Source organism: Nonomuraea sp. NPDC050153, from assembly GCF_044460125.1.
GTDB lineage: Bacteria > Actinomycetota > Actinomycetes > Streptosporangiales > Streptosporangiaceae > Nonomuraea.
This window is the reverse complement of sequence record NZ_JBITJQ010000020.1, coordinates 142681-168381: the sequence shown is the minus strand read 5'-3', so window position 1 is coordinate 168381 and position 25701 is coordinate 142681. Positions and strand designations below refer to the sequence as shown.

Genomic DNA, 25701 nt, shown 5'->3' with positions numbered 1-25701 from the left:
CGGCATGACGACGAGAACCACCTTGCCGGCCGGCGAGGATGAGACGCGAGGCTTCACGGTCCACCACGACGGCGTCACGATCCCGGTGTCTCGCGGCGGCCGGGGGCGTCCGCTGGTCCTGTGCCCCGGGCTGAACTCGACGCAGGCCGACCTGCGCGAGCTGACCGAGCTGCTGCGGCGCGACCACGACGTGGTGACCTTCGACCTCAGGGGCCACGGCCTCGCCTCGGCCGCCGACCGGTACTCCTTCGAGGCGTTCCTCGGCGACCTCGCCGCCGTGTTCGCGGAGCTGGGACGCCGGGGCCTGCCCTCGGCGCCCGTGCTCGTGGGCTACTCGCTGGGCGCGGACCTGGCCGTGCACCATGCCTCCCGGTGCCCTGACGACGTCGCCGGGCTGGTGCTCATCGACGGGGCGAACCCGTTGCCCGAACCGTTCATCACCGATGCCGACCTGGGGGAGTTCCGCACGATGGCGGCGGACCTGGCGGCGCGGCAGCAGGCCCTGCGAGGGACCGCGCGTCAGGTGCTGCTCACCGCGCGGGAGATCCACGACCTGAACCTCGAGATCGACGTGGTCCGGTCCGGGATCCTCGACCGGTACCGGAAGATCGACCACCCCATCAGCATGATCATGTCGAGCTCGATCGCCGGAGACGGCGGCGACGGGCGGGCACCGCGGCACAACCGGCTCTGGCGGGCCGGCATCGAGCGGCTCGTCCGGGAGCGGCCGCACGTGGCCGTGTCCTGGCTCGACGCCGACCACCGGCTGGTCTTCACCCACGCCCCGCGGATCGCCCGGATCATCCGGGGCGCGCGGGGCCAGACCACCTCCTGAACGGCTCCTGGGAGACTGGTCCGATGCTGACCATCGGCGAGCTGGCGTCGTACGCCGGGGTGACGGTGCGCGCGGTGCGGCACTATCACGCCAAGGGGCTGCTGCCCGAGCCGGAGCGCGACCGCTCCGGCTATCGGCGATACGACGCCGGCGCCGTGGTCGAGCTGATCAAGATCCGGACCCTCGCCGCGGCCGGGGTTCCGCTGGCGCGGGTGCGGGAGCTGCTGCGGGCCGACGAGGAGGAGTTCGCCGCGGCGGTCGCGGACATCGACAGGCGGCTTCGGGCGGAGATCCGCGAACGGCAGCGGCACCGGGAGCGGATCGCCCGGCTCGCCTCCGGGGACACCCTGGCGCTGCCCCCGGAGGTGGTCGAGTTCCTCGACCGGCTCCGGGCGCTCGGGGTCGACGAACGGATCGTCCAGGTCGAACGCGACGGCTGGATCCCCCTGGCCGCGCACTCACCCGAGCGGGTGCCGGACTGGGTGGCCCGCAAGCGGGAGCAGCTCGCCGACCCGCAGTTCGTCGACTTCTATCTCACCCTGGGCCAGGCTCTCGACCGCCCCGGCGACGACCCGCGGCTGGTCGAGTTGGCCGACAAGCTTGCCGCCTACATCACGCGGATGGCCGACGAGCAGGGCGAGGACTACCTCGACGACGCCGACATCGAGCCGCCGTTCGCCAAGCTGATGGACACGCTGGCGTTCGACACCGCGCCTCCGGCCCGTCGCCTGATCGAACTGCTGAAGCAGCGAGGCTGGACCGGCTGGACCAAGCTCGAACGCGTGGACCCGGTCGCGAAATGAATTGCGCAAGGGGGTGGCGATCGGATAGATCTAGCGGCCGGACCCCTGCCGGGACGAGCGAGGGGCCACGACATCGAGAGGAGGGATAAGCCCATGATCCCCATGATCACTGCGCTTGTGTCCTCCCGGGGCGCGGACCACGTCTGACCCCGGAGCGGACAGGCGCCTTCACCTGGAGCGTGCCTTGACCGTGAATCAGAACGACCTGACCATTCGCCCGATCACCGGGCGGGAAGAACTCGACCTTTTCTCCCGGCTGCCTTACGTCCTCAACGAGGAACTGGCGGACGACCTCGCCGCCGGCCGCCGCCGGCCGGAATGGATGTGGGTCGCCCTGCGCGATGACCACCTGCTGGCCAGGGCCGCCTGGTGGGGCCGGGCCGGCGTTGACACGCCATTCCTCCTGGACATTCTCGACCTCGACGACAACAGGGTCGACATCGGCGTGCGGCTGCTGCGTTCGGCCATGGCCGAAGTGGTCCCGGCAGGCGCCCGTCCCCCCGAATACATCCGGATGGTCCCGCCCGACTGGCGCGAGGGCGGGGTGACCAGGCGCGTCGTCGAGGACCGCATGCTCGCCTTGGAACGGAGCGGCGCCCGCCTGCTCGTCGAACGGCTGCGTCTGGAATGGCGCCCCGGGACGCCGATCCCCGAGCCCACCGGGCGCCTGGCGTTCCGGCCGGTCCGCGACACCGAGGAGATCCTCGCCCTGATGACCGAGGTCCTGGACGGCACGCTGGACGCGCACAGCAACGCCGACCTGACCCGGATGTCCCCCCGCGAAGCGGCGGTCAGACACTACGAGGACGAACTCGCGCACTACCGCAGCCCGCGCGACTGGTGGCGGGTCGCGACACTGCCGGACGGCGAGCCGGTGGGGTTCGTCACCCCGGCCCGCAACGACTACAACCCCGTCATCGGCTACCTCGCCGTACTGCCCGCACATCGGGGCAACGGCTACATCGACGACATCCTCGCCGAAGGCACCCGGATCCTCGGCGCGCAGGACGACGTCCCGCGCATCCGGGCGGCCACGGACCTCGGCAACACCCCCATGGCGAACGCCTTCCGGCGCGCCGGATACGTCAACTTCGAACGCACGATCAACATGACCTGGGACTGATCCGGGGCCCCGGCGACCTCGAGGGTCGCCGGGGCCCGGAGGCATCACGTCAGGCGATCTTCTCGAGGAGGTAGGTCCCCGTGCCGTCCGCCATGCCCATGCTGTACTGCCGTACGCTCTCGGCGTCCGCGATCCTCGTCTGGCCCGCCATGTAGCCGCTGCTCTTGACCTGGATGCCGACCAGGTTCGAGCCGGGCACGTCCCGGTAGAGGTAGAAGCGCTGGCGGTCGTCCACGGTCAGGCAACCCCCCTCCATGAGCCGGCCGCCCTCGCTGAGGGTCTCCGCGGAGTGCAGGGTCAGGCACTTGCCGCTGTAGCGGGTGATGAGGACGTACTCCGGCAGGCCGTTGCTCACCGGCCCCTGGCACAGGCTCCATTGGGAGCGCGACGAGCTCGACCAGCCGCGCAGGCGGATCTCGTCGGTGCCGTCCTCGTTCCACCAGTTGAGCAGCCGGTCCGGGGTGCCGATCCGGTAGTAACCGGGCTCGCAGGTGAACCCGGGCGGCGCGGCGAACGGCGCGACCACCCTGCCCGCCTGCTCGCCCGCCTGCTCGCCCGCCTGCTCGCCCGCCTGCTCGCCCGCCGGCTCCGAAGGCGTGGCCCGCTGCTGCTCGCGCGCCTTGGCCGGCGCGCCGTCGCAGCCGAGCTGGATCTGGGCGAGCCGCATGAGGCTGTTCGCGGGCACGACGTCCTCGCACCGGATCGCGCCCTCCTCCATCACCGAGTACGTCGTGTAGGTGCCGCCGGGGCGCTCGGCCCACTCCGTGGCGTACACGCCGCCGCCCTTGTCGACGCGGGTGCAGTTGAGGCTGCCGTACTCGCCGGTGACCTTCCTCGTGCCCTTGAACAGGCCGTAGTAGCCGGGCGCGAGGAAGTTCCAGGTGATGGTCGTGGTCTCCTTGTCGGTGGAGGAGGTGATCTTCTTGACGGTCCGGTTCACGAAGGACTCGACCCTGCCGAGGGTGGCGATGTTGAAGGAGGCCAGGATCTGGGTCGTGGTGCCGACCTCGACCGTGATCGTGGTGGCCGTCTCGAGTGTGATGGTCTGGGTGCCCGTGGTGCCCGCGGTGACGAAGAACGTCTTGAAGTGCGTGATCGTCGGTGTCGTCGTCGCACTCTTGACGAAGGGGTAGCGCTTGCCGAGGTCGGCCGTGGTGCAGGCGTCGCCGGCCTTCGGATCGGCCGCCGCGCTCGCGGGGCCGGCGGCCGCGACCGTGCCGGCGGCCATGATGACGGCGATCAGCGCAGGTAAGAGCACGCCCCTGGTCCAGCGGCCGGGCCCGGATAATGACCGTTTCACTGTGACTCCCTTCGGCCGGCCCTCCTTCATGAGGGCCGGCGCCATCTTTGCTGCAAGCGTTTTCAGCGCGATTTAACAGTGAGCAGCCATGGCGGGCCTGTCAAGAGGTTGTGTCAAGGTGGCGTGCGGCGGTGGGCCAGAGCGTCAGACGGCCCCGCAGCCGCAGCTTCCGCGGATCACCAGCTGCGTCTCCAGCACGAGGTCGGCCGCCCCCGGGCCGCTGCCGTCGATCCGGCTCAGCAGCAGCCGCCCGGTCTCGCGGCCGAGCTCGCGCATCGGCTGGCGTACGGTGGTCAGCCCGGAGACCGGCAGCCCCGCCATGGGGATGTCGTCGAATCCGGTGACGGCCACGTCCTGCGGGACGCGATGGCCCTTGTCGAGGAGGGCGAGCACGGCCCCGATGGCGGTCTCGTCATTGGCGCAGACGAGCGCCCTGGGCGGCGGCCCGGCGTCCAGCAGCCGGTCGACCGCGATGAACCCGTCCGACTGCGTCAGCCCCACCCGGACGGGGCTCTCCGGCGTCCCGGCCCGGACGTGCCGGTGCGCCTGCGTGAACCCCCGCCACCGGTAGCCGGCGTCCGGCGAGCTGTCGGGATCGCCCACGAACGTCAGCCTCCCGTAACCGTGGTCGACCAGAAGATGCCTGGTCAGGCGGTCGAAGGACGAGACGTTCTCCGTCCGTACCGTGGGGATGCCCGCGCGCGGCCTGCTGGCCAGCAGGACCACCGGGTCGCCGCGGTCGCGCAGCCGGTCCACCAGCTCGTCGGGCAGCACGCCCCCCATGACGGCGAGCCCGTCCACCCGCGCCGCGGTCTCCCTGACCAGCTCGCCCGACTCGCGCAGCAGGTGGGTGCCGAGGATGACGACGGCGAGCTGAGCGCGTACGGCCTCCTCCTCGAAGCCGCCGATCACCTCGGAGTAGTACGGCCCCGACAGGCCGGGGAACACGATCCCCAGCGCGCCGTGGGAGCGCTGGGCCAGCCCGCGGCCCAGCCTGCTCGGACGGAAGTCGTGACGCTCGATGGCGGCCAGCACGCGTCGGCGGGTGTCCTCCGAGACCTGCCCCACGCCGCGAGCCACCCGGGACACCGTCGCCACCGACACGCCCGTCTCCTGGGCGATCTCCTGGAGGGTCGCGCCCCGCCTGCCCTGCCTTGCCATCGCCGCACCCGAGCTCTGCAAACGCTTACTGAAGGTTTTCTGAAACTCTATGCCGTGCCCGTCGCGGCGCGCAACGTGCACCGCGGGCGTCGGTCGGCCACCGCGGGGTCGCGTGGGCGGGGTACGGCGCGGGACGGTCGGGATTTCGGGCAATCGCTTGATCGCGGACCTCCGAAGCGACGCTGACGCCTCAGGGCCTGAGGCTTTCGGGGAATCCGGTCCAGCGCAGGTCGGCCGGGAGGTGGCTCATGTCGTTGAACATCACGATCGTGGGCGGCAGGCCGCCGCGGTACTCGATGATCGTCAGCGCGGTGTTGGCGCTGTTCAGCCCGAGCCACCGGGACGGCGGCGCGTCCAGCGCGTGCCGTACGAGCCACGCGATCGGGTACGCGTGCGTCACCACGACCTCATGGGCGTCGGTGTCGGGAACCTTCGCGAACCGGGCGACCAGCGCATCGGCAAGCCGATGGCCCGAGGCCGCCTCGGCGGCGTCGTAGCCGTCGAAGAAGCCGGCCCAGGACGGGGGCGTTTCGGCCGCGCCGGGAACGTAGGGCACGTGGTCGATGAGTTCGGCGGCCTCGGCCACGGGCACGTTCGGCAGGTGCCGGGCGAGTTCGCGCGCGCTCGCGACGGCGCGTGGCAGCGGAGAGTGCCACACGGCGTCGACCGGTACGCCGGCGAGCCGTTCGCCCAGCAGGCTCGACTGCCGGTGCCCGATGTCGGTGAGATTCCCGAACGCGTCGGCCGCGCCATGGCGTGCGAGGTACAGGTGTCGAGTTGCCATGAGCGGTGAGGGGCGCGGTGCCCGCGTCCCAGCTCCTTTCGAGCAGAAGGTGTGGGGTCGGCTCCCGGCCGGTTACGCGTTCGCCGCCGTGACGGTGCCGGCGGTGCCGTCGATCGTGACGATGGCGCCGTCGCGGAGCCTGCCGGTCGCGTCAAGGACGCCGAGGACGGCGGGGATGCCGTGCTCGCGAGCCACGATCGCGGCGTGGCAGAGCACGCCGCCGGTCTCGGTGACGACACCGGCGGCGATGCGCAGCAGCGGCGTCCAAGCGGGGTCGGTGAAGGGGCAGACGAGGATGTCGCCCGGGCGCACGCGTCCGAAGTCGCCGGGACCGCGGACGATCCTCGCGGTGCCGGTCACGCTCCCGCGGCTGCCCGGTGTTCCGGTGAACGCGCCGGCCGCGACGTCTACCGCGCGGGAAGGCGGTGGGGGCGCGGCGGTGACCGGCCGGGCCTGCAGGACCCAGACGCGGCCGCCGGCGATCGCCCACTCGATGTCCTGCGGCCCACCGCGTACGGCGGCGATCTCCGCGCCCAGCGTGGCGAGCCGCGTGGCGGTCACGTCGTCGATCGCCGGCTGCTCCCTGGCAGAGGCGGGCACGTCGCGAACGACGAGCCGCGTGCCGTGCCGGTCAAGGCGGGTCCGTTTGTCGGCGACGGTTCGGGTGACCGATCCGTCCCCGGCGACGCGGTAGGCGTCAGGGGTGACCTTGCCCTCGACGACGCTGGGGCCGAGCCCCCAGGACGCCTCGATGTCGGTCGGCTCCTCCGGGTCCGCGGGTGTGAACATCACCCCGGAGACCTCGGCATCCAGATGGCGCTGGACGATGACGGCCATCGCGAGATCGTCGTGGCCGGAGGCGCCCCGGTAGCCGATGGCGCGGGGGGTGAACAGCGAGGCCCAGCAGGCACGTACGGCGTCGGCGACCTCGCCGACTCCGCGCACCGCGAGGAAGCTCTCGTGCTGACCCGCCGCCGACGCCTGACCGGTGTCCTCGTTCGCGGCCGACGATCTCACCGCCACGGGCGGGTCGCCGAGCTCGCCGAGCGCGCGTCCCAGCGCGCCGATCACGGCGGCGTCGACCGGGCGGGCCCCGATCGCCTGCCGCGCCGCGTCGAGATCGTCCGGCTCGCCGAGGTCCAGGTCGCGGACGGCGGCCAGGTACGCGGCGAACGGGACGACGAAGCCGTCGGGCACCGGCAGGCCCGCGCGGAGCAACGAGCCGAGCGCGCCGGCCTTGCCCCCGCAAGTGCCGGCGACAGCCTCCGTCAGGGTTATGATCACTCACTCCTGCCTTTCAACAATTGGTTGACAACGTTTTGTTGATTCTGCATCATGAGTTACATGTCACGCAAGCAGGACATCTCACACGCCGCCCACGCTGACCACGCCCAGGCTCACCGTGAGCGGGAGGCGCGCGAGCGCCTTCTGAGCCGGGGCGCGGACGCGCTCGACCCGCGTCCGTGGCGGCCCCCGCCCGTCCCACCGTCGGCGGTCGACCTCGTGGAGTTCGCCGTCTATCGCCACGCCGACCTGAGCCCGGAGGACATCCTCAGCGCGCTCGCCCTCCTGCCCGCCGCGCGCGCCGAGGTCGAAGGGCTCGAATCGGGCCTGCTGTTCATGGCCCGGAGCGCAGGGCTGACCTGGGCCCAGATGGCGCAGGTGATGGGGTTCAACTCCCCGCAGGCGTGCCAGCAGCACTACAACCGCCTGACGGCACGGCAGGAGGCCGACTCATGACGCCGGACTCCGCGCTCGACCTCCTGGTCCTGCACGCCGTACGCGTCACCGGGTACGCGGACACCCCGGTGATCGCCGATCGGTACGGGCTCGACGCGGCCGAGACGAAAGAGGCGCTGCACGACGCCGAGGCGCGTGGCTGGGTGCAGTACACCGCCTTCGCCGGCACCGGAGGCTGGTCGTTGACCGAATCGGGCCGGGCCGAGAACGAGCGCCGGCTCGCGGCCGAGCTCGCCCGCGCCGGCGGCGCCGACGAGGTCCGTGACGTCTACCGCGAGTTCCTCCCGCTGAACGCCCTCCTGCAACGAGCCTGCACCGACTGGCAGCTCCGGCCCACCGCCGGCGATCGGCTCGCCGCCAACGACCACTCCGATCCCGCCTGGGACGCCAGAATCCTCTACGAGCTCGCCGGCATCGACCGCGCGCTCATCCCACTCGCGGACCGGCTCGGGAACGTCCTCACGCGGTTCCGCGGATACGACGCCCGGTTCGCCGCGGCTCTGGCGCGCGTCCAGGCCGGGGAGGGCGCCTGGGTCGACCGCACCGACGTCGACTCCTGCCATCGGGTCTGGTTCGAGCTCCACGAGGACCTCATCGCCACGCTCGGCATCGACCGGCACGCGAACCCCTGACCGTTAGCGCTAACGTGATCGGATGTCCCGCCTGCCCATCCTCTGCGTCGCCGTTCTGACCGTCGCGGCCGGATTGGGGGTGCGCGCGTTGTTCGACGGCCCCGTGTCGAAGTACGCGGGCGACGCCCTCTACACCGTGCTGATCTACACGCTCGTGGCGCTGATCCTTCCCAGGGTGCGCCCCTGGGTGGCGGCGGTGGTGGCGGCCGGGGCGAGCTGGGTGATCGAGTTCGCCCAGCTCGGGGAGATCCCGGCCGCGCTGCGGCCGCTGCTGGGCAGCACGTTCAACCCGCCCGACCTCTTCTGGTACGCGGTCGGCGCCGCGGCGGCCTGGGCCGCGCACACACTCTGGTTACGGCGGGCGGGGGCAGATCATCCGTCCCCCTTATGAGGGTTCGTCGCGGAAGTCCCCGGCGTGGTCGCGGGCCCACTGGCCGTACGTGCGGGCCGGCCGGCCGGTGACCTTCTCGACCGTGTCCGTGGCCGGCGTGGGCCGGTCGACAGCGGCGGCGGACTCCCTGATCACCACGTCGGCGACCTGGGGCGTCGTCCAGGAGCTCAGCTCCGCCCGGTACTCCTCCAGGTCCTGGACGGCGAAGTGGACCGGACGGCCGACGGCCTCCCCGATGAGCTCGGCCTGGCGTCTGCGGCTGACCAGCTCCGGCCCGGTCAGCGTGTACGTCGCGCCTTCGTGCCCCGGCTCGGTCAGGGCACGCACGGCGACCGCCGCGATGTCCGCCTCGTGCACGGGGGCCGACCGCGAGTCCGGGAAGGCGTCCCGCACCATCCCCTCGGCCCGGACCAGGGGAGCCCACTGCAGCGTGTTGGTGGCGAAGTCGCCCGGGCGCAGGAACGTCCAGGCGATCCCCGAGCGGGTCACCGCCTGCTCGGCGTCGCCGTGCAGGCGGCCGATCGCGTCGGTCGCGTCGGGGTCGGCGAGCAGCGCCGAGAGCAGGACGACGTGCTTCACCCCGGCGGCCGCGGCCCGGGCGAGGAAGCCGTCCAGGCCGCGCGGCTCGGCGTACAGGAAGACCCTGGTGACGCCGGCGAGCGCGGTGTCGAAAGTGCCCGGGTCGGCGAGGTCGCAGAGCACCACGTCCACTCCGGCGGGCAGGCGCGCCGCGCCCGGGTTCCGGCCGGCCGCGCGGACGGGCTGCCCCGCGGCGAGAAGTTGCTGAATGAGGCTGCGCGCCACGTGCCCGCGCGCTCCGGTGACCAGAATCGTCATACGACCAGGCTGGCCGCCCGGCCGGGACGGCGGGTAGGCCCCGGCGGGCCTGGGACTCGTGATACCAGGCCATGATGGAAGACGATGAACAAGGACGAGCTGGGCAGTTTCCTGCGAAGCAGGCGCGGGCGGGTCAGGCCGGAGGAGGCGGGGCTGGCGCCCGGCCGCCGGCGCCAGACACCGGGCCTGCGGCGCGAGGAGGTCGCGCTGCTGGCCGGGATCTCCGTCGACTACTACATCCGGCTGGAGCAGGGGCGCGGGCCGCAGCCGTCCGCGCAGGTGCTCGTCGCGCTGAGCCGTACGCTGCGGCTGACCGGCGACGAGCACGACTATCTGCTGCGGATGGGCGGCCAGACCCCGCCTCGGGCCGGCCCCGCGCCGGAGGTCCCCAAGAACGTGCTGCGCCTGCTGGAACGCCTCGACGAGGTTCCCGCCGTGGTCGTCAACGTCTGCTGGGACCTGCTCGCCTGGAACAGGATGCTGGTCGCCCTCATCGGCGACCCGGCGGCCAAACCGCGCCGCCAGCGCAACACGCTGCGCTGGCTGTTCGGCGGCGCGCCCGCCCTGCTGGGCAACCACGCCGGGCTGGCCCGCCAGGCCGTCGCCGACCTGCGGGCCAGTGGCCGCTATCCGGACGATCCTGAGGTACGGCAGTTCGTGGACGAACTGGCGGCGGCCAGCCCGCTGTTCGCCGAGTTGTGGGCGGCGCAGGACATCGAGGTGCAACGCACCGTCACGAAGCGGGCCGTGCATCCCGTAATGGGCGAGATGGAACTCGACTGCGACATCCTGCCCCTGCCCGGCGGCGAGCACCGCATCGTCATCTACACCGCCGCCCCGGGCACCCCCTCACACCACGCCCTCCAGCGCCTGCGGTCACTCAGCGACAGCGGTCCTTCCTGAGCCCGCTCCAGGGGTCGTCCCGCGGGCGGCGCCCTACGCGGCCACGTCTTCGCAGCGAACCGCGACCACCGCGAAGAACACGTGCGAACGCGCATCCTGCGAAACCACCGACTCGAACACGTCGCACGCCGTGAACCCGTGGCTGAGCGCGTTCTGCCTGGCGGCGGCCTCGGCGTTGGCGAGCGCTGTGCCCTCGTCGATGCCCTTGCCGAAGCCGTCGAACAGCGCGCCGCTCTGCACGGTGACGCTCGCGGAGGCGGGCAGTGCGGCGCCGAGGGCACCGGACGCGGCCAGCGCAGCCGCAGCCACCGCGACCAGCAGTTTTCTCTTCAGGTACATCATGGAATCTCCTCGCGATCGGGTCACTGGGTCTACACCCGGTGGGCGTTCCATCCCGTTCCACGTCGCCGGGCAGCCAGGTGGCGCGCTCCGCCATGGGTGTCGTCCGCCGGTCTGCCGGGCCGATCACGACAGGAGGTCGCGCCAGCGCTCGGCCGACTCCAACGTGTCCAGGCCGATCCGCTCCAGGTACGCCCCGCCCCGGGCCAGCCGGCGCCCCACGGGCGTGTCGAGCCCGACCTTCTCGGCTGCCTCCTTCGAGACCTCCGCCGCCTCCAGCGTCTGCCGCGAGCTGGTCACCATCGAGTGGTGCCAGGCGTCGTCGTCGAACACGTAGATGTCGCGGCGCCGCCGCGGATCGCGCTCGCGCCTGATCAGCCCCTGCTGGACCAGGTAGCCGACGGCCAAGGAGACCGAGGCCGGGCTGACCTTCAGCCTGCGCGTCAGCTCGGCCGCGGTGAGCCTGCCGGCCTCGCACAGCCACAGGCCGATGAGCACGCGCGCCATCATCCTCGGCAGCCCTATCCCGACCGCCATCTCGACGAGGTGGTATTCCGCCTCGCCCGCAGTGCCGCCCGATGACCCGGCCGCTGGCGGGGGAGCGGGCGTGCCGCGCCGCGCGCGCCGCTCCGTCGCCCGATGCGCCCGCTCGGGCCGGTAACCGCCGGGGCCGCCGTTGCGGCCGACCTCCCGGCTGATCGTCGAGGTCGGCCGGTCGAGCCGCCTGGCGATCTCGGCGTAGGAGAGCCCTTCGGTGAGCCCGGCCGCGATGCGCTGGCGGTCCCGCTGGGTCAACCTTCCTCCTGGCATGGCGCCATTATTGCGTTCGTCGCCATTCCATTGCAACGTAGCATTGCATTCGCATCCAGCGTCATTGCATCAATTTATCGGTCTTGAGCTGCGTAAACACAATCTTCTGATTGACATACATTTTAAACGCAACGTAGCTTTCGAGACATGTCGAACACGTACTATCGCGAAGAGCCGGTCGCCCCCTCCCTCGACCGGGCACCGGCCTGTCCCTTCGACCCCGCCCCCGAGGTCACCGCCCTGCGCGCCGAGCAGCCGGTCGTCCGCCTGGCCGCGCCCGAGGGCGCCCCCGGCGTCTGGCTGGTCACCGGTTACGGGCCGGTCCGCCAGATCCTCGCCGACCCGCGGTTCAGCTCCCGCTACGAGACCCAGTACCACCCGTCGATGGGCGGGCAGCTGCCGCCCGCCCCCGTCGGCGACCTCACCGGCATGGACGCGCCCGAGCACACCCGCATCCGCAAGCTGCTGACCGGCAAGTTCACCGTCCGCAGGATGAACCTGCTCACCGAGCGGGTCACCGAGATCACCCGCGAACGGCTCGACGCGATGGAGCGGCAGGGGCCGCCCGCCGACCTCGTCGAGGTCTTCGCCCAGCCCATCCCCGCCCTGATGATCTGCGAGCTGCTCGGCGTGCCGTACGAGGACCGCGAGCGGTTCCAGGGCCGGGCGCGGACCGTCACCGACCCCGGCGACCCTGAGGTGCAGTACGCGGCCTTCATGGAGCTCGGCGCCTACCTGCGGGACCTCGCGCTCGCCAAGCGGGCCGAGCCGACCGACGACCTGCTCAGCGACCTGGCCACCGGCGGCGACCTGACCGACGACGAGCTCGGCGGCGTGGCCGCCCTCCTGTTCGGCGCCGGCCTCGACACCACCGCCAACATGCTCGCGCTCGGCACGTTCGCCCTGCTGCGCGACCCGGCCCAGCTCGCCGCCCTGCGCGACGACCCCGGCCTGGCCGCAGGCGCTGTGGAGGAGCTGCTGCGCTACCTGTCCATCGCCGCCCTCGGCATGCGCGGCGTGCTGGAGGACGTCGAGCTCGGCGGTCGGCAGCTCAAGGCGGGCGACACGGTCGTCATCGCGGTCAACGCCGCCAACAGGGACCCGGCCAGGTTCTCCGACCCCGACGTGCTCGACCTGCGCCGCTCGGCCGCCGGGCACCTCGCCTTCGGGCACGGCATCCACCAGTGCCTCGGCCAGCAGCTCGCCCGCGTCGAGATGCGCGTCGCCTTCCCCGCGCTGTTCACCCGCTTCCCGGCGCTGCGGCTCGCCGTGCCGGCCGAAGAGGTGCCGCTGCGCACCGACCCCGTGCAGATCTACGGCGTGCGCAGCCTGCCCGTCACCTGGGGTCCTATGTGAGGGTTCACCAAGGTCGGTACGCCGCCGCACTCGGTCCGTTCGACCGTGACGCCGGGCAGGCCCCTGACCCATCGGCCGGTGATCTCGCCGAGCCGTGCGGCCTGCGGGGGAGTGCGGCCCAGCCCGATGGCGTACCGGGCCGATCGGGGACCGGTCTCGAACGGGCGCGGCCAGGCATGCACGTCCCGGATCCCGGCCTCCTCCAGGGCGGCGAGCAGGTCCAGCAGCCGTCCCCTGACCCGGCCGAGCTCTTCGGAGGGTACGGTCAGCACCGCCCACGCCGCGTGCCGCCGGTGCAGGGAAGGTGGTGCGGACAGCTCGGCGGACCGGCCGGTCCCGATGAGCTCCCAGGCCTGGTAGAGCTCCTGGGTGAGCAGGTCGAGGCCGCCGGGGGAGACCTGGCGGGCGCAGTTGCGCACGGGGGCGCTGGGCGTCAGCACCGCGATCGGGTCAGGCCGGGGCGGGGCCGGGCCGAGAGCGACCGGGTCTCGCCAGTTCCAGGCGGCCCACGTACTGAAGAAGCGCCCGAGCAGGTCGTCGGCGGGGAGGTCGCCGCTCTCGCGTACGGTGTGCGCGGCCATGACCGCCCAGGCCAGGCCGGGGAGCCCGCCGAACGGGGCCGAGTCCAGGCCGCGGGCCCGCGCCCACGCCTTCACCTGCCTGGCGAGCAGGGCGAAGCGGGCGTGGTGCCCGCCGACGGCGGCGCGGATCGCCTCCGCGTCGCTGACCGCGCTCAAGGCGATCGCGGCCGCCTCGCCCAGCTCGGCGCGGCGGCCCACGGCCTGCTCGGGGGGAAGGGATCCGGTGGGGACCACGGTCAGGTCCACCTCCAGATCGGCCGTACGGAACCGCAGGCCCGGCACCCGCGCGCCGATCACCTGGCGCAGCCGGGCCGCGTCGGGCAGCGCCGCACGCACCCGGGCCGCCACCTCGGTCATGTCCGTCTCGCCGGGCAGCGCCGCCACCAGGTCCAGGTCGGCGCCCGGCAGCTCGCAGCCCATGCGCCGGGATCCGGCGACGCGCACGAGGCCCGGCCGCAGCGCCTCCTCCAACCGCAGGGCCACCCGGTCGGCCACGGCGTCGCGCGGTCCCTCTGCGCCGATCAGGGCGTCACGCTGTCTGTCCGCGCCGATCAGGGCGTCGCGCTGTCCCCCCGCGTCGGTCACGGGCTCGGGGAGCCAGCGGAGCTCGCCCGTGCCCAGCGCGACCCGCGCTCTGGGGCGCATGGGCTCGTCCGCGCGGCGCGACAGCAGCACCAGCTCCCCCACCTGTGCCGTCATCCCGGCCAGGCGGATCGCGTCGTCCGTACGGCCGAGCGTCAGGTGCGGGGTGAAGCCTTCGGGGCGTCCCTCGCAGCGGGGGAAGCGCCGTTCGAGCGCGCGACGCAGACGCGCCCACGGCGCCGGGTCGCCGGCGGCGGGGTCGAGCCAGGCCGTCGAGTGGTCGCGGTGCCGGAACGTCCGCACCCCTTCCAGCCTGGCGGCGAACGGCTCGACCTCGGCCGCCGCCGCGGCCAGCAGCGGCGCCGCCGCCTCGAACTCCGACTCCGGCACGAAGCCGAAGAGCAGGTTGACGTGCGGCGGCCAGCGGTCGATCTGCGGATCGTGCGCGCGGCGGACGGCCTGGATCGGCGGCCACAGCTCCCGCGGCGGTATCCACGCCACCGCCGTCCGCGCCGTCGGCGGCACGTCGAGCACCCCGCCGGGCTCGTCCCCGGTGGCGTCGAGGACCGCCTCCACCCCGTAGTGGTCGGAGACGTACAGCCCATCGGGGGTGGGCGTGTCGCCGCGCAGGGCCGCCGAGATCACCCGAGTCCGGCCCCTGAGCAGGATCCGGTCCAGGCGGGCGGCCCGGCCGGATAGGGAGGAGAGCGCCGCCAGCGGGTTGGCGCCCGGGTCGAAGGTGGGGGTCTGGTCGGGTCCGTACGCCTCCGTCCAGGCGTCGCGGAGGCCGAGCGCGGACGCGGGGGTGTCCGTGCCGTCGTTGAAGTCGCCCAGCAGGACCACGTCGCCGTCCACGCCGGCCAGCCCCTCGGCGATCCTGGCCAGCTCGGCCCGCCGCCTGGTCGCGCCGTCAGCGGAATGGTCGCTGGTCAGGTGGGTGACCGCGACGACGAGGGGGCCGGTGGCGGTGTCCACGACGATGGCGGCCACCGACTTGTGCGGGCCGAGCTCGTGCCGGGCCGCCTCCCGCACGGGCAGCCGGCTGAGCAGCAGCAGGCCGCTGTCGTCGACGTCCGGGCCGTACGGGTCGGTGCCGACGGTGTAGCCGGCGCGTACCCAGGGCGCGGCCAGCAGCATCGACACCAGCGCGGGCTCGACCTCCTGCAGGGCGATGACGTCGGCGTCGGCCGCTTCGAGGGCCGCCAGGAGCAGGGGGCGGCGCCGGGCGGTGTCGATGAGGTGGCTGTCGTAGCGGTCCCACAGCGTGTTCCACGTCAGCACGCGCGCAGCCATGTGCCCGGCGCGCGCGTGTCCCGTGGCGGGGCGCCATCCGCCGGCCGGGTCCCAGGCGTGCGGGGTCCTGGCCGTGAAGAACGGCGGCCGCAGGCGGAGCGGGTCCCTGGCCCGGCCGGCCTCGCAGGTGTCGACGCGGTCCAGGCCCGTGGCGCGGTCCCAGACCAGCTCGCCGTCCGCCTCCACGAACAGCACCCGATGCCAGGGGATGTCGCCCCCCGGGGTGAACGCGGGCAGCGCGACGCGCTTGGGCGCGGCGTCCCGCTGGCTGACTCCCAGGACGAACCGGGACGGGTCGAACCGCGGGTCCCAGCGGACCCGGTGGTAGATCTCCTCGCTGGTGCGCATCACGCCTCCGCCCCGTCCAAGGTGCCGTCCACGTCGTCGACGGTCCCGGACGCCCCGACGTACCAGGTGCGATGGGCCTGCCCGGGATACGGCGGGACGAACCGGCGCGCCTGCGCGGCCAGCACGTGCGAGGGCACCGGGTGGTCGCGGCGGGCGTTGCGCCGGTGCAGCTCGTCCTCCTCCACCAGCGCGACCGCGTGCGTCGTCAGCGCGTCGCGGCGGCGCGCCACGGCGTGCACCAGGGAACGCTGGTGCTGGTTGAGCGAGGTGGCGTCCCACACGACGGTGCCGCCGGCGGCCAGGGCGGCGTCGAGCCGGTCGAGCCCCTTGCCGAGCACCTCCCGGTTGGCCCGCTGGTCGGCCCGCGCGCCCCGGGCCTGGCGCAGGTCGTCCAGCGACAGGTACGTGTCGACCCCCGGCAGGCCGGCCGCGAACGTGCTCTTGCCGCTGCCCGACGGCCCGACCAGATGCACCAGCCTGGGGAACGGCCTGGACCGCCACCGCCAGGTCGCCGCGACGGCCTCCTCGACCGTGGCGATCCGTCCCCTTGCCCAGGAGTCGCGGGCCTCCGCCCAGCACCGTCCGGCCGCCTGCGCGCCGAGGCCGGACAGGGCCTCGCGCAGGCCGTCGCGCAACGGCTCCAGCGGCTCCGGCCCGAGCAGCCCGGCGTCCTCGGCGTGCAGGGCCGACCACTCGACCTGCTCGCGCGCCTGGTCGTCCGCGCGCCCGGCCGGCACGGCCGCCGCCACGGCGTGCAGCACGCCCAGATCGGCGGCCAGCGCCATGCGCCCGAGCCCGGCCCGCCGCTCCTCGTCCGGGTACGGCCGGTGCAGCGCACCATGCAGCCCGACCAGGTCCGCGACCCGCCGTGCCGGCCCCATGCCCAAGGGGCCCGCCAGCCGCGCCGCCAGCCTGGCCCGCGGCACGGCGTGCAGCGCCACGGCCAGCACACCCGCCAGCCGGGCGTCCCCGCACCGGCCGATCGCGTCCAGCCGGGCCGACACCTCGGCCACCGCCTCCGGGGTCACGCACCCCGCTTCGGCCCCGGCCACCGCCTCCGGGACCACGCGCCCCGCTTCGGCTCCGGGATGACCCACCGCGTTCAGCAGAGCGCTTACGTCGGGGTCCGCGCCCGAGCGCACCGACCACAGCGCCGCGGCCGGGCCCAGAGCGTTCGGCACGACGGCGGCGTGCATCCAGTGCGTGTCCGTCCGCACGTGCCGCGGCCGCACCCACTTGGCCACCCGCCCCGCGAACTCCTCCCGCGCGAACCCTTCGACGGCCCGCACCACGTAGCCCTCCTGCCGCTCCGGGTCCAGCCGCAGGCCCCGCAGCGCCCGCTCGTCGAAGACGCCGCGCCACAGCACCGGCGGCGCCGGAATCCCGAGCCCGCGCAGGAAGGCGACCGTGCGGTCCCAGCCCAGGCACCGATCGCCGTCCCAGACCGAGAACCCGTAGAACCAGCTCTCCAGCCCCTGGTAGGCGATGGAGTGCCGGGCGTACATGTTCTCCCCGCACACGCGCCACCCCGCCGGGATCCGCCCGCCGATCCGCCCCTGCAACCCCTTCACCCACGCCCGCGACGGATGGTGGGCCGAGTCCAGCGACCTGGCGTGCATGCCGTCGGCGTACAGGGTGGTGTTCTCCCCGTCGAGCTTCTCGGTGACCACGACCTCGCGCCCGCGCAGCCCGGACAGGTCGCCCGCGCGCACGTCGTCCGGGGTCGCGCCGGGCGACCAGGGCAGGTGAGGGGTACGCGGATAGTGCACGCGCATGATCCCTCCCCTCTCGGCCGGAGTCACTGTACAAGCGGCGAGAGACCCGCCTCCATCGAATTAGTCGCAGGGTCCTCGCCACCGAGGGATACCGGAGCAGCGGAAACTCCAACATCACGGTGGGCGGCTCCTCCGGCGGCGGTGGCGGCAACCCCGGCGGCGGCTGCACCGCGTCGTTGTCCGCGGGCCAGCAGTGGAGCGACCGCTACAACCTCAACGTCGCCGTCAGCGGTTCGAGCAACTGGACCGTGACGATGAACGTGCCGTCTCCCGCGAAGGTCATCGCCACGTGGAACATCACCGCCGGCTATCCCGGCGCGCAGGTGCTCACCGCCAGGCCCAACGGCAACGGCGACAACTGGGGCGTGACGATCCAGCACAACGGCAACTGGACCTGGCCGACGGTCTCCTGCGGCGCGAGCTGACCGCCGACCCCCCGGGGGGGACGTCCTTTTTGATCTTTTCGGCCCGTTCCTCTCGACCATGAATGCCCTCTGAGCCACAATCGGCGCTGACGCCACAAGCGTGCTACAGAGCCACCATAAAGGCGAGGAGGTGGGTCATGGTCGACACGACCTTTGCAGTCTTGGGCCCGGTGCGGGTGTGCCGGGCCGACGGCCGGGAGGTTCATCTCACCGGCAAACCGCGGGCCCTCCTTGCCAGCCTGCTTCTCAACGTCAACACACTGGTGTCCAGGGAGCGGCTGGTCGAGGCCCTGTGGGAAGATCCTCCCGCCTCGGCCATCCCCAACCTTCAGACCTACATCGGCCAGCTCCGCAGGGGCCTTTCGCTCGACGAGCGGCTCCTCACCAAGGAGACGGGATACATCTTCGAGGCCGGCGCCGAGGAGGTGGACCTCCTCCAGTTCGAACAGGCGGTCCGGCTGGCGCGGAAAGAGACCGAGACGGGCGACGTCCGCGCCGCCGTCGCCCAGTTCGAGAGGGCTCTGGCGATGTGGCGGGGGAGACCCGCCGAAGGCACCAAGCTCTCCGGCCACATGCTCGCCCGCGTGACCGAGCTGGAGGAGCGGCTGGCCGCGGTCAGACTCGACTGGGCCGAAGCGAAGCTCGCCCTCGGCCAGCCGGCGGAGGTGATCGAAGACCTCCGCGCGTTCGTCGCCGAGCAGCCGCTGCGCGAGCACGCGTGGCGGCTGCTCATGCTCGCGCATTCACGCGCGGGACAACGGGACAAGGCGCTGGAGGCCTTCCAGCACGCCCGCTCGGCGCTCACCGACGAGCTGGGCCTGGAGCCCGGCGAGGAGCTGCAGCAACTGCAGGCCGCCATCCTGGCCGGCACCACGTCGGTGAGCGAGTCATTGCCGTGGACGCCGGTCTGCCAGCTCCCCTCGGACGTCAAGCATTTCGGCGGCAGGGAGGCCGAGCTGTTCGTCCTGGACGGGCTGCTCCCGCTCGCGGACGAGGCGCCGTCGCGCACCGCCACGACCTGCGTGATCACCGGCCCCGGCGGGGTCGGGAAGACCGCGCTCGCCGCGCACTGGGCCCACGCGGTGCGTGACCGCTTTCCCGACGGCCAGCTCTACGTGGACCTGCGGGGGTTCAGCCCGGCCGAGACGTCCATGTCACCGGCGGAGGCGGTGCGGATCCTGCTGGGGTTCCTCCAGGTGCCCCACCACCGGATGCCCTCCACCTTCGGGGAGCAGATCGGGCTCTACCGGAGCCTGCTGGCCGGTCGGCGGGTGCTCGTCCTCCTGGACAACGCCCACGAGCCGGACCAGGTGCGCCCGCTGCTGCCCCCGTCCCCGGAGGCCCTCGCCCTGGTGACCAGCCGGACCGCGCTCACCGGTCTGATCGCGGCCGAGGGCGCCCAGCTGCTGCGGCTGGCGCCGCTCTCCGACGAGCAGGCCGGTCTGCTGCTGAGACGCCGTCTGGGCCAGGACCGCATGGCGGCCGAACACGATGCGGTGGACGACATCATCAAGACGTGCGCGGGGTTACCGCTGGCGCTCGGGATCGTCGCCGCGCGAGCCATCATCAACGCCGGCCTTCCGCTGGCGGCGCTGGCGGACGAGCTGCAGGCGGAGACCACCCGCTTGGACGCACTGCAGACCGAAGAGCTCAGCACCGACCTGCGGGAGGTCTTCGGCTCCTCCTATCGCGTGCTGACCCCTCAGGCGGCCGAGACCTTCGCCTACCTGGGCCTCGCGTCCGGCCCCGACATCAGCCTGCCCGCCGTCGCTGGCCTCATCGGCCATCCGGTGGCTCGCGCCCGCACGCTGCTGCGCACCCTGGAGACCGCCCATCTGCTGTACCAGCACGTTCCCGGCCGCTATCGGATGCACGACCTCGTCCGCCTCTACGCCATCGAACGCGCCCGCCTCGACCTGAGCGCGGACGCCCGTACCGCCGCCGTGCGCCGTCTCGTGGACTTCTACCTGCACACGTCGCACGCCGGCGACCGCCTGCTCTCTCCCCGCCGCCGGAGCGCCATCGAGATGGAGCCGCCGGCCCCTGGCTGCCTTCCGCACGCCTTGGCGGACGCGGCGCAGGCCCAGGCCTGGTTCAAGGCCGAACACGCGTGCCTGCTCGCCGCTCAGCGGCTGGCCGTCGAGCACGGCCTTCATACCGCCGTATGGCAACTGGCCTGGACACTGGACACCTTCCACCTGGGCCACAACATGCTCCACAACAGCGTTTCGGCGTGGCGCCTGGCCTCCAGCGCCGTCGAACACCTGAAGGATCCGGCCGCCCACGCACTTGTCCACCAGCTGCTCGGGCGCGCCTGCACCCGGGCGGGGCACCACGCGGAGGCCCTGTCCCATTTCGCCGAAGCCCTCGCCCTGTACGAGGGGACAGGGAACATCGCCGGCCAGGCCCATGTCCGCCACACGATCGCGCTGGCCTGGGGCCACCGGAACGAGCCCCAGCAGGCGCTGGTCCATCTGGAGCACGCGCTGCGCCTCTACCAGGACATCGACGACGCCATGGGGGAGGCCAACGCGCTCAACTCCCTGGGGTGGGGCCACGCGATGCTCGGCGACTTCGCCCAGGCCCAGGGGTACTGCGAGCAGGCGCTGGCCCTGCTCCGCCGGCACGGCGACCGCAACGGCGAGGCGGCGACCCTCGACAGTCTGGGCTACATCGCCCACAACACCGGCCATTACACCCGAGCCCTCGACTACTACCGCAACGCCTTGAGGGTGCGGCGGGAGACCGGCAACGCCAGCCAGGAGGCCGACACGCTGTCCCACCTCGGCGACACCTACCAGGCCCTCGGCCAGTACGGCGAAGCCACCCGAGCCTGGAGCCAGGCCCTGGCCATCTACCGGGACCAGCACCGCACCGCGAAGACGAAACACGTGCAGGAGAGGCTCGACGCCTTGGGCGCGAGATCCTCCTGAGCCTCGGCGGGCCGGGCTCAGCGGGGGATCGGGAGCGTGCGATCGGGACGATCCGCCCGGTACGCCTCGCCGTCCGGATAGACGCACCACGAATCGCCCCGCCGCAGCAGGATCGGGCTCGTCCACGCCTCACCGGGCGCCGGGAGCTGGAGGTGCCGGACGCGTTTCGCCGCGTCCCAGATCAGCAGCCCGCGGATGTTGCCGAGCAGATCTGTTTTCACCGGGTCGTACAGAGGATGGCTCCACAGGCCGCCCACCTCGGCGTGGACGAATCGGTCGTCCAGCCAGGCGACGTGCTCGTCGCACAGCGGGCCCCACCTCCGGTCGCACGGCACGGGCACCGGCTCGCCGTCGACCCACAACTGCGCGCCGATCCCGTCAGGGGCGCGGATCGCCAGGGCCTGGTGCCGCAGGCCGGGAGCGAAGGCGACGCGGACCACGCCCTTGCCCGCGCCGTCGAGGAAGTCGTACGCGCACCGCTCGTCCGTGAACTCCCAGCCGATCTCCCCGTACTCGGCGGGCGTCACCCCGGCGGGCGGAGCCGGGTAGGTCCGCCCGCACCTGTCACCCGCACGCGCGGCCACGCGCCCGGCCGCGCCCGTCCACGCCCACATCGCCAGGGCCCGCGCCGGGTCTTGCATCGCGCCCGTCGAGAACCGATGCTCCAGCCAGCGCTCCAGGGAGGCGGCCTGCGGCTCGCCCCCGACGCCGGTCGGGACGGCGGCACTCCGGCCATCCACCGCACCAGGGCTTCGCCACTCATGGTCGCCATTCTGAGAGCACGGCGCGGATGGCGCCACCGGTCGCGCAGGCGAGTCGGCAACGGTGATCCCGGCTCGCGCGGTCCTGCGTGCGTGCGGCTCGCCAAGCGCTCAGGCTCGGCTCGATCGACGTCCAGCGGGCATCGGACAGATGAGCCGGGGCACGGCAGGTGCTGTTGGATTCACCGTTCTGACGCGATGCCCGGCACTGCCGACCCTCGACCCGGCCGACGCCCGCCGTCTGTACGAGCTGACCCGCCACCTGCACGGCTGATCAGAGCCAGACCTGGCTGGGCCTGAAGGTGGCGGAGGCCGAGGCCGCCCGCGCGTCACCCACCGGCAGGCCCGCCGGTCTCCACGAGCCGGCCGCCGGACAGCTCCAGCCGGCGCTCCACCCCGATCTCCGCCAGGAACCGCTCGTCGTGGCTGACCACCACGAACGCCCCCTCGTACGCGGCGAGCGCGCTCTCCAGCTGCCCCACGCTGACCAGGTCGAGGTTGTTGGTGGGCTCGTCGAGCAGCAGGAGCTGGGGCGCCGGCTCGGCGCAGAGCACGCAGGCCAGCGTGGCGCGCAGCCGTTCGCCGCCCGACAGCACGCCCACGGGCAGGTGCGCACGCGCGCCGCGGAACAGGAAGCGGGCGAGCAGGTTCATCCGCTCCGCCTGCGGCATGCCGGGGGCGAACGCGGCCAGGTTCGCCGCCACGGTGCGCTCGACGTCGAGCAGGTCGAGCCGTTGCGACAGGTACGCGACGCGGCCGTCGGCCCGCCTGGTCGTGCCGCCGTCCGGCGCCAGGTCGCCGCTGATCAGGCGCAGCAGGGTCGACTTGCCCGCGCCGTTGGGGCCGGTCAGCGCGATGCGTTCGGGGCCGCGAACCGTCAGGTCGACGCCCGGCTCGGCGAACAGGTCCCGGGCCCGCAGGTGCTCGCCGTGGAAGACCGTGCGCCCGGCGGGCACGTTCGTGCCCGGCAGCTCCAGCGCGATCTTCTGGTCGTCACGCAGCGCCCGCCCGGCCTCGTCGAGCCTGGCCTTGGCGTCGCTGACGCGGGCGGCGTGCATCTGGCCCGCCCGCCCGGCCGACTCCTGGGCGCCCCGCTTCATGTTCCCGGCGAAGATGCGCGGCAGCCCGGCGCTCTTGAGGTTGCGGGCGGCGGTGCCCGCGCGGCGCTCGGCCCGCTCGCGGGCCTGTTGCATCTCCCGCTTCTCGCGCTTGAGCTCCTGCTCGGCGCTGCGGACGTTCCGTTCGGCGGCCTCCTGCTCGGCGCGTACGGCCTCCTCGTACGCGGTGAAGTCGCCGCCGTAGGAGCGGACCTCGCCCCGGTCGAGTTCGGCGACGCGGTCCACGCGGTCGAGCAGGGCGCGGTCGTGGCTGACCACGAGCAGGCAGCCGTTCCAGTCGCCGAGCACGTCGTAGAGCCTGCGGCGCGCGGCGAGGTCGAGGTTGTTCGTCGGCTCGTCGAGCAGCAGGACGTCGGGCCGCCTGAGCAGCTGCGCGGCCAGGCCGAGCGAGACGATCTGGCCGCCGCTCAGCGTACGCAGCGTGCGGTCGAACCCGAGCTCGCCGAGCCCGAGCCGGTCGAGCTGGGCGCGGGTGCGCTCCTCGACGTCCCAGTCGTTGCCGATCGTGGTGAAGTGCTCCTCGCTCGCGTCGCCCGACTCGATGGCGTCCAGCGCGGCGATCACAGGCGCGATGCCGAGGACCTCGGCCACGGTCAGGTCGCCGGCGAGGGGCAGGCTCTGCGGCAGGTAGCCGAGCGGCCCGCTGACGGACACGCTCCCGCCTCCGGGCCGGTACTCGCCGGCGATCAGCTTGAGCAGCGTGCTCTTGCCGGCGCCGTTCGGGGCGACGAGGCCCGTACGGCCGCCGCCCACGGTGAAGGACAGGTCGCTGAAGACGGGCGTGTCGTCAGGCCAGGAAAAGGACAGGCTGGAGCAGATGATGAACGCATCGGACATGTGAGAAGACCTCGTACGAGAACGCGGGCGCGCCGAACGCACCCGGCAAAGGGGGACAGGGATCGGGGAACGACGACATGGGCCACATCGGCGGCGGTCATGCGCGCCTGCCGGGGCCGGTCAATCTCCGGTATCACCCGGAGATGTCGTCGTCACCTGCCACGTCTGGTCTCCTAGCTTCCGATCACGAGCGTTTCACACCATAGCAGCCCACCGGCAAGCCCCCGCCACCGAAGCGCAGGATCAGGGAGCCTGGACGAGTGGTTGCAGGACCGTGAGGCCGCGGGACTCGGCCGGTGACGGCGGCGCGGACTCCGGCGCGGTGCGGCGGAACGCGGTCGGCGCCATCCCGTAGACCGCGCGGAACCGGCGGGAGAAGTGGTACGCGTCCGCGAAGCCGCACTGCGCGGCGATCGCCCGCATGGACAGGTTGCTCTGCCACAGCAGGGGTTCGGCCCTGGTCAGCCGGAGCAGTTCGACGGCGGCGACCGGTCCGACCCCGAAGACGCGGCGGAACGTACGGGACAGCGTGCTCGGCGAGACCCGGGCGGCCGAGGCGAGCTCCCGCATCGGGACCGGCCTGGCCACCCCGTCGGACCAGTGCTCGCGCACCGCGCGCGTCATCGCGATCACCGGTGAGGGCAGGGTCGCCGGCGTGCGCTGCGCGGGCGCGGGATCGGCCAGGAACGTCAGCGTCAGCAGTCGCAGCGTCTCGCAGGCCAGGACCCGCCACCCCGGCGGGCACTCGGCTCCCAGCCAGAGCAGATACTGGCACAGGGCGCCCATCGGGTCGTGCCGGCCGGTCAGGTCCCGCACCAGCGGCCAGTCCACGGGCAGCTGACCGGTGAGCGTGAAATGCACGTACGCGTGCCGGGTCGGGGTACGCGGATCCCACCGGAACGCGTCACGCATGCCCGGCCGGATGAGCAGCAGCCGTCCCGGAGCCAGCGACAGCGCCAGGTCGTCCCACAGCCAGGTGGCGCTGCCGCCGAGGAGCCAGACGAACTGGTACGACCTGGCCTCCCGCGGGCCGAAGGCCGAGCCGGGCGGATAGTCCGCGACACTCGGCCCGAGCCGGGCCACCAGGTCGACGGAGATCGTCATCTGTCACAGCCGCCGTCGCGATTCGGGCGGATCCGCGGCCGGCGCACGTCCTCGACGCCCTTGTACGCGTACGGGTCGGTGCCGGAGACGAGGACGACATCGCGGAAGTCCGCCTGCGCCATCCCCGTCCCCTCTGCCGGGACGGCCCAGGGCAGCAGGGATTCGGCGCTCATGTAGTGGTTGACCAGTGCCCGGCGGTAGCCGCGCCGGCCGGTGTTGGGCAGCGACTTGTGCAACAGGTAACCGTTGAACACCACCACGCTGCCGGCCGCGACCTCGACGGGCACCGCGTCGGAGCCGTCGTGCGGGAAGCCGTACGACTCCACCGTGCAGTCGTAGCGGGGGTCGTCGTGCTCGCGGTTCGGGTAGAGCACGCCGCGCCGGTGGGATCCCGGCAGCACCCAGAGGCACCCGTTCTCCACGGTGGCGTCGTCGAGCGCGAGCCAGGCCGCCGTCAGCGAACGGTCGCGGGTCGGGATGAACAGCTCGTCCTGGTGCCACGCCTGCCCCGGCTCGCCCTCGGACTTGATGAACAACATCGACTGCATCGCCTTGACGTTCGGGCCGATCAGCGAGGTGAGCGCCGAGACGATCGCCGGATGGCGCATCGTGGCGAGCATCAGGCCGGAGAGCTTGTGCGGGTAGTGGACGCACAGGAACCTGCGCAGCACGTCGTCGTCGGTGTCGGCGTCCCCGGCGGGGAGCGCGCCGCGGATGCCGCCGAGCTCGCCCCGGCAGATGCGGACGGCCTCTTCGAGCAGCTTGCCGACCTCGCCGGAGTTGAGGGCCTGGTCGAGGACGAGGTAGCCGTCGCGCTCGTACGAGCTCTTCACGTCAGGGTTCGTCATCGCCCCATCATCGCCATCGCGCTCCGGCCCCGGCCATGGCCCGATCACGCATCCGGATGGCGAATCCTGTCATCCGCCGGCG

The 25701-nt window shown here is 72.9% G+C and carries 24 protein-coding genes; 11 read left to right on the top strand and 13 right to left on the bottom strand.

Annotated features, from left to right (window positions below):
* Window positions 1-4: 4 nt before the first annotated feature.
* From ACIBQ1_RS38095 to ACIBQ1_RS38085, 3 genes are all read left to right on the top strand, one after another.
* Complete coding sequence (locus ACIBQ1_RS38095; RefSeq protein WP_397284533.1) at window positions 5-835, top strand: alpha/beta fold hydrolase; 831 nt, start codon at window positions 5-7, stop codon at window positions 833-835.
* Window positions 836-858: 23 nt separating this feature from the next.
* Entirely contained in the window at window positions 859-1638 is a 780-nt protein-coding gene (locus ACIBQ1_RS38090) for a MerR family transcriptional regulator (protein ID WP_397284530.1), read from the top strand.
* A 184-nt stretch (window positions 1639-1822) separates the two neighbouring features.
* On the top strand, window positions 1823-2761 hold the full coding sequence (locus ACIBQ1_RS38085; protein WP_397284528.1) for a GNAT family N-acetyltransferase: 939 nt from the start codon (window positions 1823-1825) through the stop codon (window positions 2759-2761).
* Between the two features lie 49 nt (window positions 2762-2810).
* Here the strand turns inward: ACIBQ1_RS38085 and ACIBQ1_RS38080 are convergent, their stop codons facing one another.
* From ACIBQ1_RS38080 to ACIBQ1_RS38065, 4 genes are all read right to left on the bottom strand, one after another.
* Window positions 2811-4061 (bottom strand): hypothetical protein, encoded by a 1251-nt coding sequence (locus ACIBQ1_RS38080; protein ID WP_397284526.1) that lies wholly within the window; start codon window positions 4059-4061, stop codon window positions 2811-2813.
* 144 nt (window positions 4062-4205) lie between these two features.
* Complete coding sequence (locus ACIBQ1_RS38075) at window positions 4206-5222, bottom strand: LacI family DNA-binding transcriptional regulator (RefSeq protein ID WP_397284524.1); 1017 nt, start codon at window positions 5220-5222, stop codon at window positions 4206-4208.
* Between the two features lie 190 nt (window positions 5223-5412).
* Window positions 5413-6006 carry a histidine phosphatase family protein gene (locus ACIBQ1_RS38070; RefSeq protein ID WP_397284522.1) on the bottom strand — a complete coding sequence of 198 codons (594 nt, stop codon included), beginning with the start codon at window positions 6004-6006 and terminating at the stop codon, window positions 5413-5415.
* Between the two features lie 72 nt (window positions 6007-6078).
* Entirely contained in the window at window positions 6079-7290 is a 1212-nt protein-coding gene (locus ACIBQ1_RS38065; RefSeq protein WP_397284520.1) for a PEP/pyruvate-binding domain-containing protein, read from the bottom strand.
* 60 nt (window positions 7291-7350) lie between these two features.
* On the opposite strand from ACIBQ1_RS38065, the gene ACIBQ1_RS38060 reads away from it, so the two are divergent.
* From ACIBQ1_RS38060 to ACIBQ1_RS38050, 3 genes are read left to right on the top strand one after another with little or no spacing between them, the layout of a single operon-like run.
* Window positions 7351-7746: a DNA-binding protein gene (locus tag ACIBQ1_RS38060; protein WP_397284518.1), complete on the top strand. Its 396-nt coding sequence runs from the start codon at window positions 7351-7353 to the stop codon at window positions 7744-7746.
* Window positions 7743-8378 (top strand): transcriptional regulator, encoded by a 636-nt coding sequence (locus ACIBQ1_RS38055; RefSeq protein ID WP_397284516.1) that lies wholly within the window; start codon window positions 7743-7745, stop codon window positions 8376-8378. The genes ACIBQ1_RS38060 and ACIBQ1_RS38055 overlap by 4 nt, the downstream gene beginning before the upstream one ends.
* Before the next feature lie 22 nt (window positions 8379-8400).
* On the top strand, window positions 8401-8769 hold the full coding sequence (locus ACIBQ1_RS38050) for a DUF2809 domain-containing protein (protein ID WP_397284514.1): 369 nt from the start codon (window positions 8401-8403) through the stop codon (window positions 8767-8769).
* Here ACIBQ1_RS38050 and ACIBQ1_RS38045 read toward each other — a convergent pair.
* Window positions 8764-9606 carry an NAD(P)H-binding protein gene (locus tag ACIBQ1_RS38045; RefSeq protein ID WP_397284512.1) on the bottom strand — a complete coding sequence of 281 codons (843 nt, stop codon included), beginning with the start codon at window positions 9604-9606 and terminating at the stop codon, window positions 8764-8766. The two genes, ACIBQ1_RS38050 and ACIBQ1_RS38045, sit on opposite strands and share 6 nt — an antisense overlap.
* An 84-nt stretch (window positions 9607-9690) precedes the next feature.
* Between ACIBQ1_RS38045 and ACIBQ1_RS38040 the strand changes: the two genes are divergently transcribed.
* Window positions 9691-10509: a helix-turn-helix transcriptional regulator gene (locus ACIBQ1_RS38040; protein WP_397284510.1), complete on the top strand. Its 819-nt coding sequence runs from the start codon at window positions 9691-9693 to the stop codon at window positions 10507-10509.
* A 33-nt stretch (window positions 10510-10542) separates the two neighbouring features.
* Here ACIBQ1_RS38040 and ACIBQ1_RS38035 read toward each other — a convergent pair whose 3' ends face one another.
* On the bottom strand, window positions 10543-10851 hold the full coding sequence (locus tag ACIBQ1_RS38035; protein ID WP_397284507.1) for a hypothetical protein: 309 nt from the start codon (window positions 10849-10851) through the stop codon (window positions 10543-10545).
* A 123-nt stretch (window positions 10852-10974) separates the two neighbouring features.
* Window positions 10975-11643: a helix-turn-helix domain-containing protein gene (locus ACIBQ1_RS38030; protein WP_397284505.1), complete on the bottom strand. Its 669-nt coding sequence runs from the start codon at window positions 11641-11643 to the stop codon at window positions 10975-10977.
* A 162-nt stretch (window positions 11644-11805) separates the two neighbouring features.
* Between ACIBQ1_RS38030 and ACIBQ1_RS38025 the strand changes: the two genes are divergently transcribed.
* Window positions 11806-13014 (top strand): cytochrome P450, encoded by a 1209-nt coding sequence (locus ACIBQ1_RS38025; RefSeq protein WP_397284503.1) that lies wholly within the window; start codon window positions 11806-11808, stop codon window positions 13012-13014.
* On the opposite strand, the gene ACIBQ1_RS38020 is transcribed toward ACIBQ1_RS38025, so the two are convergent.
* Both ACIBQ1_RS38020 and ACIBQ1_RS38015 read right to left on the bottom strand, forming a co-directional pair.
* Window positions 12972-15818: a poly(A) polymerase gene (locus tag ACIBQ1_RS38020; RefSeq protein WP_397284501.1), complete on the bottom strand. Its 2847-nt coding sequence runs from the start codon at window positions 15816-15818 to the stop codon at window positions 12972-12974. The two genes, ACIBQ1_RS38025 and ACIBQ1_RS38020, sit on opposite strands and share 43 nt — an antisense overlap.
* Window positions 15818-17593: an RNA ligase family protein gene (locus ACIBQ1_RS38015; RefSeq protein ID WP_397284499.1), complete on the bottom strand. Its 1776-nt coding sequence runs from the start codon at window positions 17591-17593 to the stop codon at window positions 15818-15820. Before ACIBQ1_RS38015 ends, ACIBQ1_RS38020 begins: the two co-directional genes overlap by 1 nt.
* A 119-nt stretch (window positions 17594-17712) precedes the next feature.
* Here ACIBQ1_RS38015 and ACIBQ1_RS38010 point away from each other — a divergent pair, with 119 nt between their 5' ends.
* Window positions 17713-18018, top strand: coding sequence for a hypothetical protein (locus ACIBQ1_RS38010; protein WP_397284497.1), 306 nt, complete (start codon window positions 17713-17715; stop codon window positions 18016-18018).
* A gap of 137 nt (window positions 18019-18155) precedes the next feature.
* A complete protein-coding gene (locus ACIBQ1_RS38005; protein ID WP_397284496.1) occupies window positions 18156-20951 on the top strand; it encodes a BTAD domain-containing putative transcriptional regulator in 2796 nt (931 codons plus the stop codon).
* A 17-nt stretch (window positions 20952-20968) separates the two neighbouring features.
* On the opposite strand, the gene ACIBQ1_RS38000 is transcribed toward ACIBQ1_RS38005, so the two are convergent.
* On the bottom strand, window positions 20969-21691 hold the full coding sequence (locus ACIBQ1_RS38000; RefSeq protein WP_397284494.1) for a hypothetical protein: 723 nt from the start codon (window positions 21689-21691) through the stop codon (window positions 20969-20971).
* A 172-nt stretch (window positions 21692-21863) separates the two neighbouring features.
* Here ACIBQ1_RS38000 and ACIBQ1_RS37995 point away from each other — a divergent pair, with 172 nt between their 5' ends.
* Complete coding sequence (locus ACIBQ1_RS37995; RefSeq protein ID WP_397284492.1) at window positions 21864-21986, top strand: hypothetical protein; 123 nt, start codon at window positions 21864-21866, stop codon at window positions 21984-21986.
* A 55-nt stretch (window positions 21987-22041) separates the two neighbouring features.
* Here the strand turns inward: ACIBQ1_RS37995 and ACIBQ1_RS37990 are convergent, their stop codons facing one another.
* The 3 genes from ACIBQ1_RS37990 to ACIBQ1_RS37980 form a co-directional block, all read right to left on the bottom strand.
* Window positions 22042-23667, bottom strand: coding sequence for an ABC-F family ATP-binding cassette domain-containing protein (locus ACIBQ1_RS37990; protein ID WP_397284490.1), 1626 nt, complete (start codon window positions 23665-23667; stop codon window positions 22042-22044).
* Window positions 23668-23910: 243 nt separating this feature from the next.
* Window positions 23911-24771 carry a helix-turn-helix domain-containing protein gene (locus ACIBQ1_RS37985; protein WP_397284488.1) on the bottom strand — a complete coding sequence of 287 codons (861 nt, stop codon included), beginning with the start codon at window positions 24769-24771 and terminating at the stop codon, window positions 23911-23913.
* The gene (locus ACIBQ1_RS37980; RefSeq protein WP_397284486.1) at window positions 24768-25619 is read right to left on the bottom strand and encodes a phytanoyl-CoA dioxygenase family protein; all 852 of its coding nucleotides are present in this window, start codon (window positions 25617-25619) and stop codon (window positions 24768-24770) included. Before ACIBQ1_RS37980 ends, ACIBQ1_RS37985 begins: the two co-directional genes overlap by 4 nt.
* Window positions 25620-25701 lie beyond the last annotated feature (82 nt).

Coding starts and splice junctions, on each gene's coding strand:
- ACIBQ1_RS38040 (WP_397284510.1), top strand. CDS start 9,691: ATGAACAAGGACGAGCTGGGCAGTTTCCTGCGAAGCAGGCGCGGGCGG.
- ACIBQ1_RS38075 (WP_397284524.1), bottom strand. CDS start 5,222: ATGGCAAGGCAGGGCAGGCGGGGCGCGACCCTCCAGGAGATCGCCCAG.
- ACIBQ1_RS37990 (WP_397284490.1), bottom strand. CDS start 23,667: ATGTCCGATGCGTTCATCATCTGCTCCAGCCTGTCCTTTTCCTGGCCT.
- ACIBQ1_RS38045 (WP_397284512.1), bottom strand. CDS start 9,606: ATGACGATTCTGGTCACCGGAGCGCGCGGGCACGTGGCGCGCAGCCTC.
- ACIBQ1_RS38015 (WP_397284499.1), bottom strand. CDS start 17,593: ATGCGCGTGCACTATCCGCGTACCCCTCACCTGCCCTGGTCGCCCGGC.
- ACIBQ1_RS38055 (WP_397284516.1), top strand. CDS start 7,743: ATGACGCCGGACTCCGCGCTCGACCTCCTGGTCCTGCACGCCGTACGC.
- ACIBQ1_RS38090 (WP_397284530.1), top strand. CDS start 859: ATGCTGACCATCGGCGAGCTGGCGTCGTACGCCGGGGTGACGGTGCGC.
- ACIBQ1_RS38050 (WP_397284514.1), top strand. CDS start 8,401: ATGTCCCGCCTGCCCATCCTCTGCGTCGCCGTTCTGACCGTCGCGGCC.
- ACIBQ1_RS38060 (WP_397284518.1), top strand. CDS start 7,351: ATGTCACGCAAGCAGGACATCTCACACGCCGCCCACGCTGACCACGCC.
- ACIBQ1_RS38095 (WP_397284533.1), top strand. CDS start 5: ATGACGACGAGAACCACCTTGCCGGCCGGCGAGGATGAGACGCGAGGC.
- ACIBQ1_RS37980 (WP_397284486.1), bottom strand. CDS start 25,619: ATGACGAACCCTGACGTGAAGAGCTCGTACGAGCGCGACGGCTACCTC.
- ACIBQ1_RS38035 (WP_397284507.1), bottom strand. CDS start 10,851: ATGATGTACCTGAAGAGAAAACTGCTGGTCGCGGTGGCTGCGGCTGCG.
- ACIBQ1_RS38025 (WP_397284503.1), top strand. CDS start 11,806: ATGTCGAACACGTACTATCGCGAAGAGCCGGTCGCCCCCTCCCTCGAC.
- ACIBQ1_RS38020 (WP_397284501.1), bottom strand. CDS start 15,818: ATGCGCACCAGCGAGGAGATCTACCACCGGGTCCGCTGGGACCCGCGG.
- ACIBQ1_RS38005 (WP_397284496.1), top strand. CDS start 18,156: ATGGTCGACACGACCTTTGCAGTCTTGGGCCCGGTGCGGGTGTGCCGG.
- ACIBQ1_RS37985 (WP_397284488.1), bottom strand. CDS start 24,771: ATGACGATCTCCGTCGACCTGGTGGCCCGGCTCGGGCCGAGTGTCGCG.
- ACIBQ1_RS37995 (WP_397284492.1), top strand. CDS start 21,864: ATGAGCCGGGGCACGGCAGGTGCTGTTGGATTCACCGTTCTGACGCGA.
- ACIBQ1_RS38070 (WP_397284522.1), bottom strand. CDS start 6,006: ATGGCAACTCGACACCTGTACCTCGCACGCCATGGCGCGGCCGACGCG.